This is a genomic window from Chryseobacterium camelliae, assembly GCF_030818575.1.
Lineage (GTDB): Bacteria > Bacteroidota > Bacteroidia > Flavobacteriales > Weeksellaceae > Chryseobacterium > Chryseobacterium camelliae_A.
In genome coordinates, this window is record NZ_JAUTAL010000001.1 from 3,647,429 (window position 1) to 3,668,636 (window position 21,208).

Consider the following 21,208-nt stretch of genomic DNA (forward strand, 5'->3'; position numbering starts at 1 on the left):
GGCTTCCGGCCCGTTTAATTCTGCAGGGATAAATAAATCCTCTGGTTCTTGCTTATCATGGTGCCTTCGGTAGGGAACTGGTCCTTGATTCTTCCTACGCCTTTATAATCAACCCGGTAGCCCAGGTTTTCCAGCTGTGGAATTACATTTTTACCGATTAATCCTACTATATTAGGCATCCTTTTACCTTCTACGGTGACTTTCACATTAGGATCAACCATCGTATTGAGGTTGACTTTCCTGTCTACCAGCATTTCTTTTTCAATGTTCTGCGGTGTTTTCAGGAAGGTTTTCCCTGCTATTTCCTTGAATACTGGTGCTGCTACCGTTCCTCCGTAAAAGCCTTTTGCTGTATTGGGCTCGCTCACCATTACATAACAGGTATATTTGGGATTGTCGGCAGGGTAGAATCCGGCAAATGAGGCCCTGTATTTCATAGGTCCCGGGAGCCAGTATTCAAACCTTGCGGTCCCGGTTTTTCCGGCCATTTTCAGGTTAGGGGTGAAGATGCTCTTTCCAGTTCCTTTTTCCACGGCTTTGGTCAGCGCATTGGTCATCATTTTAATGGCTTTTTCGGAAGCCATTTTACTCACCATGACTTCAGGTTTGGCCTGATAGATCAACTTGCCATCTTTCATGATTTTATCTATGAACAGGGGCTTAAGCATTTTTCCTCCGTTGGCAACACCGTTGTAGAAGGTAGTCAATTGCAATAGGTTAATGTTGGATGCATAACCATATCCCAGAGAGGCGAGTGCCGCAGGGTTCCATCTTTTGCTTTCCGGAGTTACAAACCTCGGTTTGGTAATGCCCGGAAGTTCGATATCCATTTTATCAAACAGTTTCCAGCGTTTTAAGTGGTCCAGGAAGATCTGTGGTTTTTCCGCATAGTATTTGGTGATGAGTTTTGCGGTTCCCACGTTGCTGGATTTGGCGAGCACATCACTGATGTCATAGGTTCCTCCGCCATGTCCATCAGAAATCCTCTGTTTGGCGTAAACCCACACTCCGTTGCCTACGTTAACCGTCGTATTTTCGTCAATAAAACCATCGTCCATCGCAGCGAGGAGCGATACTGTCTTAAAGGTGGAACCGGGTTCTATATTGTCTTTCAGAGCATAATTGTATGAATCGATGTATTCGCCGGACTCCGTTCTCTTGAGATTGACAAGTGCGCGTACTTTGCCTGTCGCAACTTCCATGACGATAACTGTTCCATGCTTGGCTTCAAAATTAATCAGCTGTTTCTCCAGTGCGGAGTGGGCAATATCCTGAATCCTGAGGTCCAGTGTGGTGTATACATCCTGGCCGTCCACAGGTTCCTGAACCTTCCAGAAATCAATAGGTTTCCACTGGGAAGAATTGATCCTCTGCTCCAGCCTTTTCCCGTTGGTTCCGGTAAGGTACTTGGAGAAAGCTCCTTCCAGTCCGGAGCTGTATTCACCGTTGTCCATCCCTATGGTTCCGGCACCGATTTCCGATGTGGCCAGCTCTCTTTTGTAGTTTCTGTCGACGATGAATCCGCCTTTGTTTTTTCCTCTCCTGAAGATCGGGAATTTCCTGATGCGGTCATATTCATCGAAATCCAGCCCTTTTACGAGTGCATAATACTGGTTCTTCTTGGCCCTTTGTTCATCAAAGCGTTTCCTGAATTCTGCTCTCGGCTTTCCGAACATCTTGCTCAGGGAATCTGTAAGCGCACCGATATTGTTGCTGTAGACCGTATCTTTCATGGTCTTGAAGTCGAGATAGATATCATAGCGCATAACCGTTGTGGCCAGGATGGATCCGTCTGACGCAAACAGGTTTCCTCGTGCTGCTTTCAGAGTGGCCTCACGGTAGTTCTTATTGATGTAATCATCCTTGATCTCCTGAACGTTGGTGTTCTGCAGAACGACGATCCTGGCAAGGAACATGACAAACACGCACAAAGCTACCACTGCAAAGAGGTAGCCCCATCGTAACGTTTTTTTACGTTTGTTATCATATTCATTTTGCTTTTGCATCGGTACTGTCCAGTTTGATTAGCAATTTATGAGGGTGGCTTTCCAGGGTCATGAGCGAATCCCGGGCAACCTCTTTCCCCAACTCCGATTCCATTTTTACTTTGATCAGCTTACTTTGCGCGTAAGCGTTTCTCGATTTATATTCTTCCGTTTCTTCCTTTAAGGCGTTGACGATTTTTATTTTTTTATTAACCAGGTGGTTGCTGTAGATCATGGCCATCATCAGCACAAACAACAGCAGAAAATACTTGTAATGTATCTTGATCTCATCACGGTTCAGAAAATTTCCTTTTATAATATCTATAAAAGTTAATCTCTTCTGAGGGCGATATGTTGTTTTCTTTGCCACAGCTTTGGTTTTGTTGATTACTATTGACGATTCATCCGTTTATACTTTAATCCCGGTTCTCATCTTAGCACTTCTGGCCCTTGAGTTTTCCTCAATTTCCTGGTCATCCGGAACAATAGCTTTGCTCTTCAGCAGTTCAAACGCTTTTTTATAGTTTCCGTAGATGTCCCTTTCCGGCTCTCCTTCAAACATTCCGTTTTTCAGGAATCTTTTAACCAGACGGTCTTCCAGGGAGTGGTAGGAAATCACCACCAGCCTGCCGCCGGGCTTTAATACTTTATAGGCCTGCACCAGCATTTCTTTCAGCACTTCCAACTCCTGGTTCACTTCTATCCGGATGGCCTGGAACAGCTGCGCATAGAACTTATTCACTTTATGCTGGGGAATATAGCTGAACAGCTTTTTAAGGTCCTCTGTAGTTTCTATAGCCTTGTTCTTTCTGTGGTGCACTATTTCCCTCGCGAGTTTGCGCGCCTCCCTCAGCTCTCCGTAGTGGTAGAAAATATCTGCCAGCTCTTCTTCTTCATACTGATTGATAACCCGTCTGGCATCCAGGTTCTGCATCACGTTCATTCTCATGTCCAGTGGGGCATTGCTTCTGGTGGAGAACCCTCTTTCCGCTTCATCGAACTGATGCGAGGATACGCCGAGGTCAGCCAGGATTCCGTCTACCTGGGAAATGCCGTACATCAGCATGGAGTTTTCCAAAAACCTGAAATTCTGATTGATTAGAGTAAACCTGGGATCGTCTATGGTATTATTAAGGGCATCCAGGTCCTGGTCAAAACTGAACAGCCGGCCCTTTTCGGAAAGCCTGCTCAGGATCTCCCTTGAATGACCCCCGCCGCCGAAGGTACAGTCTATATATATTCCGTCCTGATTCGTCACCAAATCATCAACACTTTGTTTTAACAAAACGGGATTATGATACATACCTTAGTTTGTGTTTTTATGCTTTACAGCGGTTATTCCTCATCAAAAGCACTGCCCATAACATCTTCGGCAAGACTTGCAAAATCTTCTTCATTGGTGGAAATTACCTGTTCATATGCCGTTTTGTCCCAGATCTCAAATAATTCCCCTGCGCTGGTAATCACAATATCTTTCTGAAGATGTGCGAAATGCGTGAGGTCTTTGGAGATCTGCAGCCTTCCTGCATTGTCCGTTTCCACTGTTTTTACGCCTGCCGTAAACATTCTGATGAAATCAGCATTCTTTTTAATGAATCGGTTCAGTTTATTAATCTTGCCCATCAGCTTGTCCCACACATTCATAGGATACACTTCCAGGCAGGGTTGGAACACAGAACGTTTGATCACAAATGTCTTATTATCAAAGTCTTCCATCTGTTTTATTAAAGAAGAGGGAAGCTTTAACCGACCTTTGTCATCGATTTTGCACTCATATGTTCCAATGAAATTCTTCATTTGGGACAAAATTATATAATAATTTCCAAAACTTCCCACTTTTTCCCACTTTTTGACTTAATGTTAATAAGTTTTGACACAGGGGCTTAGTAAGGCTGCGGTCTCTTGGCCTTTATTTTGTTGGAAGACTATTATTCACCTCATAGCAAAAAGCCAATGAAAAAAGACCCTAAGATATAAGCTGGTATGTTATTTTTAGTTTAAATTAGAGGGATCAAAATATTTTTGAGGTTTAATTTGTATTTTTGCAAGGCTTAGATTAGCATTATGATATTCAGTACAAAAAAAGAAAAGAAATATACCTTTGTGGAAGCGGGGGAAGGACGTCCATTGGTTCTGTTGCACGGACTGATGGGCGGTTTGAGTAATTTCGACAAAATGGTGGCTTTTTTTTCAGACCGGGGATTCAAAGTCTATGTTCCCCAGCTGCCGATCTACGATTTGCCGGTACTCAATACCAATCTTACCACCATTGCAAAATATATCATCCGGTTTATAGAAAGTCATATTTCTGAGCCGGTTTCAATTGTGGGGAACTCAATGGGAGGGCATATTGGCCTTATCCTTACCCTGGCAAGGCCGGACCTGGTTAAAAACCTGGTGCTTACCGGAAGCTCGGGCCTTTATGAAAGGACATTCGGGGACAGCTTTCCAAGGAAGAACGACCGTTCCTATATCAGGAAAAAGACTGAGGAAGTTTTTTATGATCCTGCCGTAGCTACAGAAGACCTGGTAGATGAGGTCTTCAATGTCGTGAATGACAGGATGAAAGGCATCAAAACCGTAATGCTGGCCAGAAGTGCCATCAAGCACAATATGCTGCATGACCTTCCTAAAATTACCTGCCCTACCTGCCTGATCTGGGGGAAGCAGGATAATGTGACGCCTCCTGAAGTGGCAGAAGACATGCATAAGTTCATCCCGAATTCAGATCTCTTCTGGATTGATCGTTGCGGGCATGCTGCGATGATGGAAAAACCGGATGAGTTCAATGAAATCCTCTACAACTGGATAAAAGATAAAGTTTAACAATAACAATACAAACCATTAAGACTTTTCTTAATGGTTTATTTTTCTAAATCATTCACAATGGTCATTAAAACAGCAACATTTGTCAAAAGCAGCGGAAAGTGGCAGGACTGTCCGGAACCCAATATCCCGGAATATGCATTTATCGGAAGATCCAATGTTGGCAAATCATCACTCATCAATGCCATGATGAATCATAAAGACCTGGCGAAGACCTCACAGACACCGGGGAAAACCCAGCTGATCAACCATTTCCTGGTGAACGAAAGCTGGTACCTGACCGACTTACCGGGATACGGCTATGCAAAAGTTTCCAAGTCTATCCGAAAGGATTTTGAAAAGCTGATCACCAACTACATCCTCAACCGGAGGAACCTGGTGAACCTTTTCGTGCTGGTGGATTCCCGCCATACTCCACAGAAAATCGACCTGGAATTCATTCAGTGGTGTGGTGAAAGCGGCGTGCCGTTTTCTATCGTATTCACCAAAGCAGATAAGCTGAAACCGAATGCGGTCATTAAAAATGTTGAAGATTACAAGGCCGAGCTTCACAAAACCTGGGAAGACCTGCCGGAACTGTATGTGACTTCAGCCGAAAAAAAGGAAGGCGGTGACGAGATCCTGAAATTTATAGAAAAAACCAATGCATTTTTAATTAACAATAAAGTTAGTTTTGATGAGTAATATAATCTGGAAAATCAAAAGTTTTGATGAGTTTACCATCCCGGAATTGTATGCCGTTATCAAAGCCAGGGTAGATGTATTTGTGGTGGAACAGGATTGTCCTTATCCTGAGCTGGATGATTATGACCAGCAGGCCGTTCACCTGTGGGCTGAAGAAGACGGTAACGTGCTGGCCTACTGCCGCATCTTCGGCAGAGGCATCAAATATGATGAAACTTCCATAGGAAGAGTGCTGACTACAGCGCAGGCCAGAGGGAAAAACCTGGGCAGACAGCTGATCGCATATGCCGTTCAAACTATTGAAAACCGCTTCCATACGCCGGAAATCCGCATTTCAGCGCAGGATTACCTGCTGAAATTTTACAGCGGATTCGGATTTGAGGATACCGGAAAAAAATATCTGGAAGACGATATTCCGCATACGGAAATGGTACGAAGATCATAAAAACAGGGAGATCCAATATTGGATCTCCCTGTTTGATATAAAGAATGGTATTAGTTTTTGTTGGTAATGGCTTTGATAATAATGGGTTCCAGATTGGAGGGCAGGTCAGCAGATTTGATCTGATAGCGGGTAATGCCCATATCTTTGAACCAGTTTTCCCAAAATTCCTTGATGACCGCTTCTTCAAAAGGATTTCCTTTCTCCGGGTTGATGCCTAAAACAATCACTTCCAGATTTTTGAGGTTGTCATTGGCTTTTACAAACCCCAAATTACCTTTCTGAATCTGCTCCTTAAAATCTGAATTATTAAGTTTAAGAGATTGGATCAGCTTTGAAGTAAGGTATGACGTTTTTGTTTTTTCAGAGAACTTAGAGTCTTCGTGATACATGTAGCCGTCTGTGAGAATGAAAAGAATGTTCCTGTGGTCCTCTTTTATACAGTAATCTTTCACTTTGTTTTTGAAAAACTCCCATATATCCGAGCCGACATAGCTTCCGTCCTTAATAGCAGATTCATAAATGCTTACCGGCAGGGTGGAATAGTTCTTGGCCATCATATCCATATTATCCTCAGACGTATGTTTGTCAAATGCGACCTTCAGCTGTTTGGTGACATCATTAATTTTAGGGTCGGAAGGTTCAGGATTGAAAAATACCTGCATCTGATCATTGAGGCGGATGACTTTTTTCTTTTCAATATGGCTTAAAAATCCTTTGTTGATCGCTTTGATATATTCCAGGTCACGCTGATAATATTCCATCGTAGGATTAGGATTGGTCACAGGATCGATCCTGTCGGAAAGATCAATGAGTATGCTGACATTTAAATCATTTGGGTTTACAATTATTGAATCTTCTTTATCATCTTTCCCACCTTCAATCTTTTTTTCTTTACCACATGAGAATAGAAATAAAACAATAAATAAGTATAGTATTTTTTTCATAAGGCTGAATTTTATAAAGCGGAAATATAGACGGAGTTCTGGCTTTTCTCATTGGCGCCAACCAGGTCAAGGTTGGTGTTGTAAGTTTCAATGCAGCTTTCAATCAAGGATTGTTTCTCCGTTTTGGAAACGGCAATCTTTTCACCGATATAGGTGATCCAGCCCTGTACATATTCTGAGGCATAGAGCTTGTAATCTTTGGTAGGAATGATGACCCCGTCGATGATATTCTGAAGCTCCTCTACGCGGCCTTTTGTCTTAATGACCAGTTCTTTGACATTGCTGATAGCGGCCGTAATCTCTTCCAGTTCTTTTCTGAGTATACTGATCTTTTCGGTCAGGAATACAATGTTTTTCTTCCGGATTTCCACTTCATTTCTGATCTTATCCCGTTCGCGGTGTTCCTTCATTACAAAATCGAAAACCAGTCCCCAGATGATATAGACAATAAAGCCGGCAAAGATGATTCCCCAAAACTGATTCTTGGTAAAAGCAATTTTAAGGTCAAAAGGCGGTGTCTGGAACGTCTTGTTCAGATCGTACAGTTTGGACTCAATTTCATAGGCCAGAATGACGTCAAATACAAAAGTAACAACAAACAGGAGGCCCAGTTTAATGTAATTAGTCCTGTTTTTATTTTCACCGAACATATGGATCAGAAAGCCCAAACCTAAAAATACAAACGGAATCAGGGTAACAAAGGCACCTTCCAGAAGTCCGTCATTCCATGCTTTGCTCAACGCTCTGGCATCGAGCACATTCTGGATGATGGTTGTATTGGGATCGAAATCCCTGAAAAATGCTGAATAAGAGGTGGAAATATAAAATGTGAAAAGATAGAGGGTAATCGGAATGAGAAGGATAAGGCCGATCCAGAATTTAGCCGAAGCTCCCCGCGTAGCTTTCACATTGTACTTCTCAGGATTTCGCGGAAGATCTATGATTTCTTCGTTGAGGGTTTCAATGGTTTTCTGAACCTCTTTTATTTCATCTTCTTTTTTCCTGAGCTGTTCTTCTTTCGTATCCTGGGAAACGTTGAGGGCTTTGATTTCGGTTTCCCGGTTTTTTTGTTCATTTATATAGGATTCTTTCAGTTTGCCCTGCTTTTCCTCCATCTCCTTTTCTTCATTCTGAAATTTGGAATACACAGCATCCAGACATATGGACAGGGTTGAGTGGTTGCCGAATGTTCTTGCGCTATCTCTGTAGCCGGCCTCATGGTAGGTTCTTTTTCTGCTTTCTTCAGCAGACTCTGCATCCTGTTCCTGCTTTTCTTCCGGTACCTCCGGCTCTTCCGGAGCAATAACGGGCAGGGATTTCAGTTTAAACAAGTTTTTAATATTTGGTGTCATGTTGGTTTAATTGTTAAGTTCATATAAAATATCGGTTTTGGATTTTCCGGTCTGTACAGATTCAATAAGGTAATCTACTATAGGCCTTGCATTTTCTTCCAGAAACCCAAACATCAGCACATACTTTTCCATAGCAGCATATTCATTTGGCGTTACCACGCCGTCTGCCCAGATCATTACGGTAAGATCATAGAGATACTCTACTTTTTCTTCAATTGTTTTAGGAAGGAGTGATTTGATATTGATAGGATTCAGGAGGATTTCGTCAAGGTTCTTGGAGGATATTCCTCTTTCTTCAGCACATTGGTACAGCATTTTAAGTTCCAGTGCACTGAAGTCATCGTCACAGATGGCCATCTGGTAAAGTCTTAAAAAGTGGGCTTTCAGGTTTTCAGTAATCGGAGTATGTTCCATACGGTCAGTGTTCTTTGGGTTTTTTAGGGTTCATGATCATGTCTCTGGCGTGTGTAATCAGCGTATAGTGTGAATGGGAAGGCTCTTCCTTCTTCTCTTCCTGTTTTTCAGCGGCTTTAATTCTGTCGGCAAAAGCAATTAAGAAAAAGAGTATGCCTGTAATGGTATCAATCGGAATCCATAAGCTTTTTCTATACAGGTATATAGGGAAAACAGGATTAAATAGCATAAGCACCGCCGCAAAAATAACGCTTAGGTAGTACTGCCTTGCAATGATGCCATTATAGATGATAATCAATGCGCCTACGGAAACAAGTGTCCTGAGAAAGGTATAGTATTCTATAGGGAGCTTATAAATGGCAAGAAAGCAGGCTGTGGCACAAAGGATGAGAAGAGCTTTCATAAATGCCGTTTTTGAAATACTGTATTCATATTATAATGCATATTGAAATGGTCTTCAGGCATTAATATGAAACAGAAGAAATCGAAACATGCGATAATAGTGGGGATTAAAGTCCTGCAAAAAAGAAGATAAAATAGTCCCCGTATATTCTGACCCAAATAGAATCTGTGAATTCCCAGCCCGCCTGAAATCAGGGCAAGCATAGCAGTAGTAAATTTTGATTTCATACTCTTGACAGTATTTCGTTTTTCTTAGTTTCAAATTCTTCCGGAGAAATAATCCCATGTTCAAACAGGCTTTTCAGTTTTTGCAAAACGGCAAAAGGATCTTCTGATTCTATCAGCTTAGGCTGCTGCTGTGGAAATGCCTGTGGCTGGGCAATAATGGGCGTTGCATTATTTACGGTAACTCCTCCTGCCGAAGCTCTTCTGGTCTCCAGGTCTTTTTCTCTCCGTACTCCTCTCATCTGTTCTTCCATTTCCTGAGCAAACTGATACAGGTTTCCTGGCTTGTGCTTTGGGCAGATAATCCATCATATTACTGAAATTCTTAACCGTACGCATAGTAAAAGCAGATCCTATGATTCCCTCTTTTATATGGCAGTCAAGAACATCCTGCCAGCCATAATCCTGGAAATCCATCGATAAACCGAAATTCCTGGGTCTGCAGAAAATAATCCTCCTGTTGGTAAGAGCAATACAGTCCGGAGAAATGTTTAAAGCAGGTTTTTTCTGAACGGCAATATATTCTACAAATTCCTTTGAGGTGAGTAAGCTGTTGATTCTCACCAGAAGCTTTTCGACCGCTTTAGGGTCCTGCTCCTCGTTTAAAAATTGTCTTAAATTCATGATTGTTATTTTTGTTTTACATCTTTATAATATACATATCCTATCCTGTTAGTCTTTTTAAGCAATACTGTAAACCAGTTCGGATGATTCGGCAAAGGCTTCAGTTTTTCATTTTTTGAAACTTTAGTGATGACTTTGGCAGTAAGCGAAGGCTTTTCATATACTTTTATCACTGCCAGATCTGCCATATACCTGTTATTGGTATTGATGTTAATGGCATCAATCTGGATTTTCGGGGAGATCGTGGTGCGCGATGATTTGGATTTTCCGGAAGTATTCCTTTTGGAGCCATGTCTGGATCTCCGGGAATCGCTTTCTGAAGGCCGCCTGCTGCACGCGCCGCATGTTCCTCCGTCTCTGGCACAGTGTCCGCATCCTGAGCAATTTGTACAGGCCGTACAGCCTGGACTGCCGGTACAACCCCGGGAGTGCTCCGTAATTGTACCAGAATCAGGATTCCATAAGTGTGTGAATGCAGTTCCCAGGCATACCAGGATAATAGAAATAAAAGTTTTCATGGTTAATAGATTTAAGTGTAAAGTTCAAGGGTTTTATGCAACTGTTCGCGGTACTGATAGATCTCATCAAGATTGTTCAACAGGACTTTTTCTCCTGCTTCCTTACCATTATGGAAGACCTCCAGATACTTATTGGATGTATTGAAATGCAGCCTGCAAAGCGGTTTCCGGTTATTGTCGTCCAGCAGGATCCCGAAATAGGAAAGGGTATCCCTGTACGCGATCCTTGGAGAAGGGATCTTTTCCCTGAGGATCGCCTTAACGATCTGAAAACCTTCCATCTCTTCTTCAGTGGTGACAATCTTAGGGTCGCTATTGTCATCGATAGGATTATTTTTTGCCGGTTCTTCCTGTTTTTCAATCTGCTCATTAATGCTAAGCGCAGATTTCAGCCTGAAGCTGATGGATTCATTGATCGAGGTAGTTAATGCTTTTTTGGTGTACTCCTTAAACGAAACCATTCTGTTTGCGGTGATCGACTTTTCAAAGAAACGACTGACCAACAGTTTTACCAGTTCATCGGAAGGGCTTTCAATCTCTTTCTCAAACTCTTTGCGGATGGCCTTAATGTATTTCAGAGCTTCTGCCGAATCCAGGATTTCCTCGAGGTTATAGTCCTTTTTGGTGAATTTCTCCAGGATTTTAATTGAACTGTCTTTAAGATCTTCGATGTCAATGGTGAAAAAAGGTTTTTCATCCATAATATTGGGTTTCTCCAGGTCTGTGTAGAAATTATAGACAATCCCATTGGTCAGCACGCCAAAGCGCGTTTTGGAGACATGATAATACCGGTGGAGCTGTGAATTGTGGGCATCGGCACTTTCTTTCCAGTGTTTGCATTCAATAATGAAAATCGGCTGGTCGTTGTGACGGATGACGTAATCTACTTTTTCTCCTTTCTTGGTCCCGATATCACATACATGTTCCGGAATGACTTCCGTAGGGTTGAAGATGTCGTAACCCAGAATCTGAATAAAAGGCATAACGAATGCATTTTTTGTGGCTTCTTCGGTGCCGATCTGGTCTTTCAGCCCCATGACTTTCTGATGCAGCTGCTCAAGTTTAATTTTAAGATCCATGGTTTAAGGATTAAGGGTTTGATCAACTATTTCGGACATTGGTGCGTTGGCTTTCACAGAAGCGATGCCTCTTTCCATTGAAAAACTGTCATTGTACAGCTGGCTTTTGCCAATGATCTCACCATTTCCGGCTTTCAGCACAAAGTAAGGTTTGCTGTTGGTAGACATGCGTCGGTCAAATTTTGAATCATTGTTTGAATTAACCCTTACCGATTCGATTCCTTTCAGGCAGGATGCTTTCTGGACATAGCCTTCGCTGGTTAAAATGGTCTCTCCGTTACCGGCTTTCAGATTAAACTGATACTCTTTGTTGACTCTCTGTGTAATAATAAATTTTCCCATAATTTTATTTTATAAATCGTTCTGAAATTTCATGTTCTTCAATAATTTGTGTATTAGGCAGGATGAGCTGAAGTTGATTGTTAATAGGGTTTTTAATAAGTTTTGCACCTGCCCTGCAATTGCTGAATCGGTATCTGAATGCTTTAAGTCCATTGATAAAACCCTTATTTAAAGTTTCCTGATAAACATATTTGGAGCAGCTCATTTTAAATAAACACATTCTTCTTCTGTGGGGAGGGACTAAACTCCAGTACAGTTTAATGATGATGATCAACAAGTATTTCATCATTGGATCTTATGAAAACAGCCATTTGGTATGAGGTCATATAACCCTGCTTCTCAGTGTTTCCAAAGCATCCTTCAACAGGCTGGATGTAGGTGGAAACGCTTTCCAGTCTCAAATATTTCCAGCCTTGCTGGGACTGATCTTTGATGAGCTGGTCTAATTGTTTTGCAATAGCTTCCGAACCTTGCTCATGAATGTTAATGCTAGCCACAAAAGGCAGTACTTTATATTCCATAATTATTAATTTTTTAATACTTCAAAAGTAAAGTCATTAATATCGCCATCCTTACGGTTTTCCGTAAAAACAAAAAAACCTTTCAGAGAATGAAAGGTTTCTTATTAAAGTGAAATGAAATTATATGATGCCAAGGTCTTTGCAGAAGGCGACAAGCTGTTCGTTACTGTTAACCTGCAGGGCTTCCTTAAGGGCATTCAGCCGTTTTTCAATGCTGCTTAAACTGTTGGGTGTAATATGGTTCTTCTGGAGATAAACGGGTATGTTTTTCTGTAGCACACCCTGAGAAATCAGAGACACCAGCGTAATATCATAGTCAGAAAATTCGTAGCTGTTCAGCTTTTTGATTTCCTGCTTCAGGTCAAGCGAGAGATAATTTTCATTCTGAGCTACGGCGGTAATCGCTTTCTTGAGCTCCTTTGAATCGTTTCTCGCTTTTCTTACATATCCGTTGATACCTGATTTGGTAAAAAGGGAATCGATGACACCGGATTTATGCTCCGCAGAAAAAACAATGACTTTAAGGGCTGGCTGAAGTTTTCGTACCTCTTCAATAAGCTCTTGGCCGTTTTTGATATGCTGTTCCCGATGGTCTTCTTCATATTCGAGATCGGTAATCATAAGATCATAAGGTTCTTTTTCACGGATGGATTTTTGTATTTTTCCCAGGGCGTCGTCACAGTAATATGCATAATCTACTTTGCTGATGTTCAGCTCTTCCAGTGTTCTCTGTACTGAAATATTCGCACTTTCATGATCTTCTGCTATTAAAATTTTTTTAAACATGGTTAGGTTTTTTTAGAGATAAGATATGGTATTAGTCAAGTCATTCATTTACTTATTTATCAATAAAGGAATATCACAATACCCAAATCATCTTATATAATTTTTGATTGGTATGTACGTTAAAACCTGTGCTTGCTCAATAAGCAAGCACAGGATAAAGTTAGGCATATTGGATCAATTCCCAAGTCACAGCCTGTCCATTGTAAGGGGGCATTCTGTTACCTTTTGAAATTGGAGCAGTAGTCGATGGACTTCCAACAACTTTCCATACCCCAGATTCCGGGCAGTCTTCACCTGTTTTTGCTTTTGTTCCTAATGGTTTTTTCATTGTAAATGATTTAAAGGGTTAACATTTCAAAAGTATAACGCTTTACCATCTTTTCCTTACGGGTTCACGTAAAAGTGAAAAATAATAGAGGTGAAAATCTTTATATCAGTCCAATATCCTTGCAAATCACGATCATCTCAATATTGTTTTTGGCATTAAAGCTTTCCCGGAGATCATTCAGTCTTTTTTCAATGGATCGTCTGCTGTGGGGACTGATGTTGTTTTTTTTAAAGAACTGTTCTATTTCATTCTGTTTCCAGCCTTTGGAAAGGAGTTCCAACAGTTTCAGGTCATAATCGGTAAAATCAAAAGATACATGGCGCATGGCATTCAGGATCTCCTGGGGAAAAGCCCGCTCTCCCTGAAATACTTTAGTGATAGTATTTTTGAGGTCTTTGCCATCATTCCTGGCTTTACTCACGTAACCATTGATCTGATACATTTCATACAGATCATAAATAATTTTGGTCCTGTGTTCAATAGAGAAAACAATCACCTTTAAATCCGGCTGTATTTTTCTTGCTTCCCGGATCAGCTCCTGGCCGGAATGTATATTCTGCCGGATATGGTCTTTCTGAAACGATAAATCAGTGATCAGAAGATCATAAGGCATATGCTCTGCGGCAGCTTTTTTAATTTTGTTGAATGCGGAATCACAATAGGTTACAAAATCGAAGTGCGGAATGGTCAGTTCCTGGATGGTCTTGGCAATTCCCAGATTCATAACCTGCTGGTCTTCGGCAATTAAAATTTTTTTGAACATGGTTACAACGTTTATGAAGCAGGAACTGAAAGATTTACCTTTAGCCCTTTTTCAATTTCCGTGTCAAAAATAATGGCTCCGCCGATAGCAGCCATGCGGCTTTCCGCATTCCGTAACCCGTTTTTGTAAATAAGATCGCCGGGAATGCCGATGCCGTTGTCTTTATACTGGATCTCCACGGACGTTTCCGTCCTTTCAAACCTGAAGGCGACATGGCTGGCTTGGCTGTGTTTTTTCATATTCACCATCAGCTCGCGGATGATCTGGAAGACTTCGTCTTTTACTAACGGACTGATGGTTTCCCATAATGCCGGATTGTTGCCTGCCGTAAAGGTTTTTACTGTATCATTATTGAAGGAAGCAATCAGCTCTGAAATTTTCTTGCTGAATTCCTGTTCCTCATCAGCTTTATCATATGAAATATCCCTTGACTTTTCATACACGAATTCCAGTTCATCCAAAGCGGTATCCCGGTCGAAATGTTCCTGGTTTTCAATTTTGGTCATCACCTGGTAAATACCATTAGCGACTACATCATGGACTTTTTTGGATAACCGTAGCTGGGTATTTTTTACCTCGAGTTCTTTTTCTTGTTTCAATCGGATTTGCCTCTTGCGATACCACACATTAGTAATAATTAAAGCAAAAACAATAGCAGAAGTAATAATTGATAATTGCAGGAGTTTGTTTTCATCTTCAACTTTAGCTGTTTTCAATATTTCATTTTCTGCATTTTTTCCCTCTAAATCATAGCGGATAAATGCAAATTGATTTTTAGCTCTATTTCTTTCCAATTGTAAACTGTCATCTAATTCTTTGAATTGAGAAAAATTTTTAAGATAATTTTTAGGATCTAACTTTATTATTTTCTGTAATGCCTCAAGTTGGTCATTTGCACTTTTATTCTGTATGCACTTCTGTAACATCATCTTAGCATACTTTAGCGAGAGAGCTTTATTTTTGTCATAATAATAATCAGCTATAGTGGAATAGCTAGAGCTTTGTCCTAAACTATCATTTTCATTCTGCCTGATGGTTAGAGCTTTTAATAAATTCGGTACCGGATCATAAGATGGATTACTTAGATATTCAGCTTTAGTTAGGTTGTTTAAAGCCATTGCATAGTAACTTTGATCTGTCGAAAGAATTGCTTTCCGTAAATAATTTTTTGCTAATTCAAGTTCACCTTCATTTATTAGAACATCTCCAATATTATTATAAAATAAATATTTTGCGTCGTGATTATCTGTGAATTTTAATGCTTGATTAAAATATTCAAATGCATTTTTATAATTCTTGAGATAATTGAAATCTATCGCAATATTATTATAATTTATAGCTAATGTACTTCTTACTGTACTGTCATTGTCTTTTTTAAGATAACGGTTTGCTTCTAAAGAGGATTCAATTCCTCCAAAAAAATCTTCTTTGCGGGTCTGAATCATAGCCATATTAACTAATGATTTGGCAACACCTAGTGAATCATTGTTTTTTAAATATTCATTTTTAGCTATGTTGAAATAGTAGAAGGCCGAATCAGATATTTTGGCATCCCTAAATACTTTAGCTTTTTTGTAATTGATATTATTATCGATAATATTTATAGGCTTATTTTTATTTTTGCATGAAAATAAAATAATAAAAGTGGTAAAGAATATTAATTTTCGCATGGTTAGTTTTTTGTGCAAATTAATAAAAAAGGGCAAACTATTTAAAGTTTGCCCTTTCTATTTTTACTATGGTCTAGGTGGTGGAGGTAATTGTCCTGTGTTACCTCCAATTGGTCCACTTCCTTCACCGGGTTCTCCCGTTCCCGGGTCTGGCGTAATCCCGGATCCTGGATTATCAGCTGTCTGAATGGTTGTGGTATCGCCGTTATTATTGCATGATGTATTGGAATTATGGTTTCCGAATGCTAAGCCGAATAGCATTAAAATAAATTGGATCATTGTCAAAAAATTTAATTGTTAAAGCATTCGTGTTCTTCCCTGCGAAACAGATCGCAGGCAGTGGTACACGGTAAAAATTTTGAAGCGCTTCTTAAATTTTTTGGGAAGTGAACCTTCTAAAACGGAAGAGAAACATCTGCTTCCCAACCCGGATATTTTCTTCCGTTTTATCTGGCGAGTTTGAAATCAGATTTTTTCTTATTTTTTTGTCCCTGATTTCTTTTACAAATATCCGATAGTAGGATGTCCTACTGAAGACAGTGAGTGGACAGAATAAGTATATAAAGTGCTGTTATTTACGGTTATCCGCAATTTTAATGTCCAAGATTTGTCTAATTTGGACAACATATAACCCACTTATTAAAATTGTATGTTTGAAAAAAGAAAATTGCTGTTAAAAACAGCATATGAAAGAGCAAAAAAAGAGATCAAAGAGGAAAAAAATAATAAGAGTATTATTTTCGGATTTTTGAGTTTAAAGCTTGAAGAAAAGTTTGGAGAATCAAAAGATGCAAGGACCTTTGTGAGATACTATGATAGATTGATAAAAGAAAATAGAGATTATGATATTGACGGAATAACTTTAGATCAGTTGAGTTGGTATATTGGATATAAAAATTTTGAAGATTTCTGTGATAATTATGTTATTGAAAGAGATAGAGGCGATACACAGATTCAGTTAAAGATTGATCATGATGAAGAATCTCTTTCAGAAAAGCTTTCCAAAATCATCATTAACATAACAAATACACCAATCTTCAATGTTCCGCAGTTAGCGAAGAACGGAATTGGAATAGGGTTAATGTCACTAATTCTTGTACTAGGGATGAATTTTAAGGATATATTGAAGGATAAAAACTTAATGTATTGGGACGGCAATGAGTATAAATTAACTTCTGAAGGTGATAAGAACCCAAATCGACAATTGTTACCAGTAGACACAATAAGGCTCAAATATTTTAAAAAAATAACAAGACCAGATACTTTGACAATTGATAATGCATTGGGAAATACCTATTATTCAAAAAAGGATAACGAAGTAGAATTTTTTACTATGGGCGGTATTAATCCAAATAATGGTAAGGGTCTTAAGCAGGCAACTGAATACATGTTAACCAGATACGCAGGAATTTATGAAGAATAAGTACTCTTTCACAATTATTTAAAACTGCCGTAAAACAATTGACACAATATTCCTTTATTTTCGTGCTTTTATACGATGAATAAAGGAATATTTTTATTTCTGGTATGTATCAGCTCTCTTCTGGTGGCCCAGCAGAAACCGGTGCAGATTGCATTTCTTTCGGATGTGCATTTCCAGGATCTGTACGGAAGCTTTTCGGACAACAGTTTTAAAGGCATCATCAATCCGAAAACGGGAAAACCCACCATCCTCAGGACGATGGATTCGCAGCTGCATTCCACCCGGGTATTCAATGAAAATTACTTCGCCTTTCTGAAAGCACTTGATGATATCGCCGCAAAAGGAATACGGATCGTCGCCATGCCGGGAGATTTCACCGATGATGGTCAGGCGTACAACCTTCGCGGGCTCAGGAAAGTCCTGGACTGTTACCATCAGCAATACGGCATCCGCTTCTACCTGACTACCGGAAATCATGATCCAGTCGGTCCGGTCCGGCAGGAAAGCGGGAAAGATGATTTTCTGGGTGCAGACGGCAGGCCGCTGGGCATTTACAGTGCACAATATACCGGAAACATAAAAAATAAGATCATCACCCGTGATATTGCCGAGTCCGGATACCTTGAAATCCTGGATGAGCTTAAAGGTTTCGGCTTTTATCCGGATCAGAAGGACCTGTATTGGAGCACGCCTTTCGATACAGAAGATTATAGGAACTATGCTTATTCAAAGGCGTTGCAAAATGCATCGTATAGTAAGAGGATGTACGAAGTATCGGAAGGATTTACTGTTCCGGACCTCAGCTATGTCGTGGAGCCGGTAAGCGGCGTATGGATGATCGCCATTGACGGCAATACCTATATCCCCAAAAATATCCAGGGCGATCCCAAAGATCCGGAAAATTATCACGGTGCGTCAATAGGATACAACAATGTTCTCAGCCATAAAAAACACTTGGTCCGTTGGGTTGCAAAACTGGCCGCACAGGCCAAAGCCAACCATAAAGTACTCATTGCATTCACGCATTATCCTATGGTTGACTTCAACGACGGGGCTACAGGAAGCATCAAAACTTTGCTGGGAGAAAAAAAGTGGCAGCTGGAACGGGTCCCGGAAGAACCCGTTGCCCGGACTTTTGCAGAAGCCGGATTGCAGGTTCACTTTGCCGGTCATATGCACATCAATGATACCGGATTGTATCAATCGGGAGACCAGATGCTGGTCAATGTACAGGTGCCGTCCCTGGCGGCCTATCTTCCCGGATATAAAATCCTGACCATCCATGCTCCGGAACGGCTGGAAGTTCAGACCGAAACCCTGAATGAAGTTCCGCATTTTGATGACCTTTTTCCGCTGTACGAAAAGGAGTATGCAACTTTAAAAGCGACAAAGCCGGAGATGCTTTGGAATAAAGACATTTTGAAAACAAAATCTTACCATGATTTTATGCAGTTCCACCTCAAGGAACTGGTCCGGTTACGGATGATTCCCGGCGATTGGCCGAAAGATTTCGTTGAAAAAATATCTGCAATGACAGGTGAGGATCTTCTGCGGCTTGTTCATGCGGATAAACCATTGAGTGGAATTCCTCCTGAAGCATTCAGGAACTGGACTGGCGAAGACCTCTTGCTGGACCTGTATAAATTCCAGTCGGCAGATGAGCTGGCCGGAAGGGATATTCCGGAAAAGCGGCTGAAACACTATGCCATCCTGGAGCAACTGTATGTCCGACAGACGACCGGCGATGCCTTTGTTAAGCAGCTAAAGTTGGTTTTCAAAATCTTGTCCCTGTTATCGCATGCCGATCCTGCGGATCATTTTGAAATAAACCTGAAATCAAAGAAGATCAAGAGATTGCAGGATTAGGGATGGTGTACAGGATTCTTAATTGAAATTTACCACTGATTTTACAAATCCAAACAGTTAAATTATCAACCTTGTCAGGGGTCAGAACTCCTGACAAGGTTCAGTCGTAAAAGAACATTCAGCAGTAAAAGAAATAATAAGCAGTATGAGATGAAAACCTTTGATTTTTCATAAACTTATTTGCACTTCTACTTTTAAGCTGTTCTCTTTACGATTCTATTGAGTTAAAAAATGTTATTGCTTTTTATTATCTCGCAGATTAAGCAGATCCTATTTCATTCATTTTAAAAACCGCAGGTTTTAGAAACTTATGTATTCTAGTGTTTTCAAAGCTTTTTTTCTTCATTATTCTTATGTGTCAAAAAACTTTTGTGACTGTTGTGGTTTATCCTTATCCATGTGAACCGATGTTCAGTTTGGTCATCTAATCACAGATTTGCAGATTAAGCAGATCCTATTTCAGACATTTTAAAAACCGCAGGTTTTTAGAAACTTATGTGCTCTTCTGCTTTCAAAGCTTTTTTTCTTAAGATCCTTATGTGTAAAAAAAACTTTTGTGACTGTTGTGGTTTATCCTTATCCATGTGAACCGATGTTCAGTTTGGTCTTCTAATCGCAGATTTGCAGATTAAGCAGATCCTATCTCATTCATTTTAAAAACCGCAGGTTTTTAGAAACTTATGTGCTCTTCTGCTTTCAAAGCTTTTTTCTTAAGATTCTTATGTGTCAAAAAAACTTTTGTAACTATTGTGGTTAACCTTATTATTTGTGTCCGGCAGCTGCCCCTTCCGAACCACCTGTAACAGGATTTTTCCGCTCATACGTATTGTTTTCAAAACTGACTTTATAGGAGGATTTTGAAAAGCTTACTGGGCTGATAGTAATCAGTGGTAATAATCTGGGCTCCGCTGGCTTTGGCCTGTTCAAACCTGGAGTAGTCTTCTTTCCGGGCTTCCATGGTATCGGCATCGGCACGGGTCCTGATTAGGTAGCCCTTTTTTACCAGGTCTGTGATAGACGGATCTTTCGGATCGTTCATGAATACAACCGCTGCTTCAGGAGTTCCGGGTGCGGAATTGGTGAAGATCATCCTTCCTTGTAATGACGGGTGTCCCTGGATGTACAGATCCCGGTTTTCGCTGTTGTTATCCAGGACAAACAGGAATTTGCCTTTGGATTGCTGCACGGTCGGCCAGTTGTTGTTCAGGATGGCCTGGTTAAGGTTTTTATATGAACCCCTGATGTCATCCGGAGTGATGATCTTGCCTTTGCCGAGATATTTTTGCAACTCAGCATCCAGATCATCAAAAAGCTGAGGCGTATAGTGTTCCGGTTCGGTTCCGAATGCGTTGGCTTTTCCGTCTTTAGGTTCCAGCGTAATGAATACGGGATCATGGTCAGGATGTGCATCAGACCATTTCTTGAGATCTTTCAGGCAGTCTTCCAGCGTATAGTACCAGGTCTGATAATCGATATCCGTGATGTGGATCATCTTGTAGCCGGGTTTTTTCATTTTCCCTTCAGGATCGAATGGCTGAGTGGTGGGTACAAGATCAAGGATTTTCGGATGGGCGTATTTCCCGCCTTTGCTGTCGGCATATACATCAATTTCAAGATTGCGCAGGCCGAGATCCAGCTGATGAGGAACCCGAATGTGTTCATATTGAATTCTGGGAAGAAGATTGAGGGTATCTTTCTTGGAAAGGTAGGCGTAGACTTCCGGAAGTATGGCTTTTTTATAGCTGTTGTGCGAGCCAATCACCTGGATTTCATTGATTTTGGATGTGCCGAGATTCTGGGCAGATACTAAACAGGTAAAAGATACCGCAATGGTTGAAAACAGTTTGTACATAGGAAAGAATTGTGGAGCGAAATTAAAAAACCGCTGCTTCCGGACCGTATCTGTTGTATTAAGCGTCCTTTAAACGTTTGTGAACAGCCTGAATTGGATGCGTTTGTAAGTTGTTGATAATGAATAGTAGGTGTGCACTCTGCTTACAGTATATTTTAT

General features: G+C 40.6%; 27 protein-coding genes. 5 read left to right on the forward strand and 22 right to left on the reverse strand.

All coding sequences use genetic code 11. The annotated features are described in order from the left end of the window. Positions 1–14: 14 nt before the first annotated feature. The 4 genes from QE404_RS16805 to mraZ are packed head-to-tail and all read right to left on the reverse strand — an operon-like array spanning position 15 to position 3,782. Positions 15–2,006, reverse strand: a complete 1,992-nt coding sequence (locus QE404_RS16805) for a penicillin-binding transpeptidase domain-containing protein (RefSeq protein WP_307454015.1) — start codon at positions 2,004–2,006, stop codon at positions 15–17. Continuing rightward, the gene (locus QE404_RS16810; protein ID WP_100076206.1) at positions 1,990–2,355 is read right to left on the reverse strand and encodes an FtsL-like putative cell division protein; all 366 of its coding nucleotides are present in this window, start codon (positions 2,353–2,355) and stop codon (positions 1,990–1,992) included. Before QE404_RS16810 ends, QE404_RS16805 begins: the two co-directional genes overlap by 17 nt. Positions 2,356–2,394: 39 nt before the next feature. Next, positions 2,395–3,288 (reverse strand): 16S rRNA (cytosine(1402)-N(4))-methyltransferase RsmH, encoded by an 894-nt coding sequence (rsmH, locus tag QE404_RS16815; RefSeq protein ID WP_307452438.1) that lies wholly within the window; start codon positions 3,286–3,288, stop codon positions 2,395–2,397. A gap of 32 nt (positions 3,289–3,320) precedes the next feature. Then, a complete protein-coding gene (gene mraZ / locus QE404_RS16820) occupies positions 3,321–3,782 on the reverse strand; it encodes a division/cell wall cluster transcriptional repressor MraZ (protein ID WP_307452440.1) in 462 nt (153 codons plus the stop codon). 267 nt (positions 3,783–4,049) lie between these two features. Here mraZ and QE404_RS16825 point away from each other — a divergent pair, with 267 nt between their 5' ends. Genes QE404_RS16825 through QE404_RS16835 form a run of 3 tightly spaced genes read left to right on the forward strand, consistent with a single transcriptional unit; the run spans position 4,050 to position 5,940 of the window. After that, positions 4,050–4,811: an alpha/beta fold hydrolase gene (locus QE404_RS16825; protein WP_307452442.1), complete on the forward strand. Its 762-nt coding sequence runs from the start codon at positions 4,050–4,052 to the stop codon at positions 4,809–4,811. Positions 4,812–4,871: 60 nt separating this feature from the next. Next, positions 4,872–5,495: a ribosome biogenesis GTP-binding protein YihA/YsxC gene (yihA, locus tag QE404_RS16830; protein WP_307452443.1), complete on the forward strand. Its 624-nt coding sequence runs from the start codon at positions 4,872–4,874 to the stop codon at positions 5,493–5,495. Next, complete coding sequence (locus QE404_RS16835; protein ID WP_307452445.1) at positions 5,488–5,940, forward strand: GNAT family N-acetyltransferase; 453 nt, start codon at positions 5,488–5,490, stop codon at positions 5,938–5,940. Before yihA ends, QE404_RS16835 begins: the two co-directional genes overlap by 8 nt. Before the next feature lie 50 nt (positions 5,941–5,990). On the opposite strand, the gene QE404_RS16840 is transcribed toward QE404_RS16835, so the two are convergent. The 17 genes from QE404_RS16840 to QE404_RS16920 all read right to left on the reverse strand — a co-directional run bounded on the left by QE404_RS16840 (position 5,991) and on the right by QE404_RS16920 (position 16,187). Then, entirely contained in the window at positions 5,991–6,884 is an 894-nt protein-coding gene (locus tag QE404_RS16840; RefSeq protein WP_307452447.1) for a hypothetical protein, read from the reverse strand. 11 nt (positions 6,885–6,895) lie between these two features. Then, complete coding sequence (locus QE404_RS16845) at positions 6,896–8,215, reverse strand: coiled-coil domain-containing protein (RefSeq protein ID WP_307452448.1); 1,320 nt, start codon at positions 8,213–8,215, stop codon at positions 6,896–6,898. A 27-nt stretch (positions 8,216–8,242) separates the two neighbouring features. Then, positions 8,243–8,650, reverse strand: a complete 408-nt coding sequence (locus QE404_RS16850) for a hypothetical protein (RefSeq protein ID WP_307452450.1) — start codon at positions 8,648–8,650, stop codon at positions 8,243–8,245. A 4-nt stretch (positions 8,651–8,654) separates the two neighbouring features. Beyond that, positions 8,655–9,053 carry a DUF6804 family protein gene (locus QE404_RS16855; protein WP_307452451.1) on the reverse strand — a complete coding sequence of 133 codons (399 nt, stop codon included), beginning with the start codon at positions 9,051–9,053 and terminating at the stop codon, positions 8,655–8,657. Then, on the reverse strand, positions 9,050–9,280 hold the full coding sequence (locus tag QE404_RS16860) for a TM2 domain-containing protein (protein ID WP_307452453.1): 231 nt from the start codon (positions 9,278–9,280) through the stop codon (positions 9,050–9,052). Before QE404_RS16860 ends, QE404_RS16855 begins: the two co-directional genes overlap by 4 nt. Then, the gene (locus QE404_RS16865) at positions 9,277–9,519 is read right to left on the reverse strand and encodes an SHOCT domain-containing protein (protein WP_307454017.1); all 243 of its coding nucleotides are present in this window, start codon (positions 9,517–9,519) and stop codon (positions 9,277–9,279) included. Before QE404_RS16865 ends, QE404_RS16860 begins: the two co-directional genes overlap by 4 nt. Further along, positions 9,449–9,901 carry a PH domain-containing protein gene (locus QE404_RS16870; RefSeq protein ID WP_307454019.1) on the reverse strand — a complete coding sequence of 151 codons (453 nt, stop codon included), beginning with the start codon at positions 9,899–9,901 and terminating at the stop codon, positions 9,449–9,451. The genes QE404_RS16865 and QE404_RS16870 overlap by 71 nt, the downstream gene beginning before the upstream one ends. Positions 9,902–9,906: 5 nt before the next feature. Continuing rightward, entirely contained in the window at positions 9,907–10,419 is a 513-nt protein-coding gene (locus QE404_RS16875) for an SH3 domain-containing protein (RefSeq protein ID WP_307452456.1), read from the reverse strand. An 11-nt stretch (positions 10,420–10,430) separates the two neighbouring features. Next, positions 10,431–11,498 (reverse strand): type I restriction endonuclease, encoded by a 1,068-nt coding sequence (locus QE404_RS16880; protein ID WP_307452458.1) that lies wholly within the window; start codon positions 11,496–11,498, stop codon positions 10,431–10,433. A 3-nt stretch (positions 11,499–11,501) separates the two neighbouring features. After that, positions 11,502–11,840 carry a YegP family protein gene (locus QE404_RS16885; protein WP_307452460.1) on the reverse strand — a complete coding sequence of 113 codons (339 nt, stop codon included), beginning with the start codon at positions 11,838–11,840 and terminating at the stop codon, positions 11,502–11,504. 4 nt (positions 11,841–11,844) lie between these two features. After that, positions 11,845–12,129, reverse strand: coding sequence for a membrane protein insertion efficiency factor YidD (gene yidD / locus QE404_RS16890; protein WP_307452462.1), 285 nt, complete (start codon positions 12,127–12,129; stop codon positions 11,845–11,847). Then, positions 12,098–12,361, reverse strand: a complete 264-nt coding sequence (locus tag QE404_RS16895) for a hypothetical protein (protein ID WP_307452463.1) — start codon at positions 12,359–12,361, stop codon at positions 12,098–12,100. The genes yidD and QE404_RS16895 overlap by 32 nt, the downstream gene beginning before the upstream one ends. Before the next feature lie 120 nt (positions 12,362–12,481). Beyond that, positions 12,482–13,147, reverse strand: a complete 666-nt coding sequence (locus tag QE404_RS16900) for a response regulator (protein ID WP_307452464.1) — start codon at positions 13,145–13,147, stop codon at positions 12,482–12,484. A 160-nt stretch (positions 13,148–13,307) separates the two neighbouring features. Then, complete coding sequence (locus QE404_RS16905; protein WP_307452465.1) at positions 13,308–13,475, reverse strand: hypothetical protein; 168 nt, start codon at positions 13,473–13,475, stop codon at positions 13,308–13,310. Positions 13,476–13,575: 100 nt separating this feature from the next. After that, positions 13,576–14,238, reverse strand: a complete 663-nt coding sequence (locus QE404_RS16910) for a response regulator (protein WP_307452467.1) — start codon at positions 14,236–14,238, stop codon at positions 13,576–13,578. An 11-nt stretch (positions 14,239–14,249) separates the two neighbouring features. Continuing rightward, positions 14,250–15,908, reverse strand: coding sequence for an ATP-binding protein (locus tag QE404_RS16915; RefSeq protein ID WP_307452468.1), 1,659 nt, complete (start codon positions 15,906–15,908; stop codon positions 14,250–14,252). A gap of 66 nt (positions 15,909–15,974) precedes the next feature. Then, a complete protein-coding gene (locus tag QE404_RS16920) occupies positions 15,975–16,187 on the reverse strand; it encodes a hypothetical protein (protein WP_307452470.1) in 213 nt (70 codons plus the stop codon). A 370-nt stretch (positions 16,188–16,557) separates the two neighbouring features. Here QE404_RS16920 and QE404_RS16925 point away from each other — a divergent pair, with 370 nt between their 5' ends. Both QE404_RS16925 and QE404_RS16930 read left to right on the forward strand, forming a co-directional pair. After that, on the forward strand, positions 16,558–17,331 hold the full coding sequence (locus QE404_RS16925; protein WP_307452473.1) for a hypothetical protein: 774 nt from the start codon (positions 16,558–16,560) through the stop codon (positions 17,329–17,331). 75 nt (positions 17,332–17,406) lie between these two features. Then, positions 17,407–19,197: a metallophosphoesterase family protein gene (locus QE404_RS16930; RefSeq protein WP_307452475.1), complete on the forward strand. Its 1,791-nt coding sequence runs from the start codon at positions 17,407–17,409 to the stop codon at positions 19,195–19,197. An 844-nt stretch (positions 19,198–20,041) separates the two neighbouring features. On the opposite strand, the gene QE404_RS16935 is transcribed toward QE404_RS16930, so the two are convergent. Beyond that, complete coding sequence (locus QE404_RS16935) at positions 20,042–21,049, reverse strand: phosphatidylinositol-specific phospholipase C1-like protein (RefSeq protein ID WP_307454021.1); 1,008 nt, start codon at positions 21,047–21,049, stop codon at positions 20,042–20,044. Positions 21,050–21,208: the final 159 nt, after the last annotated feature.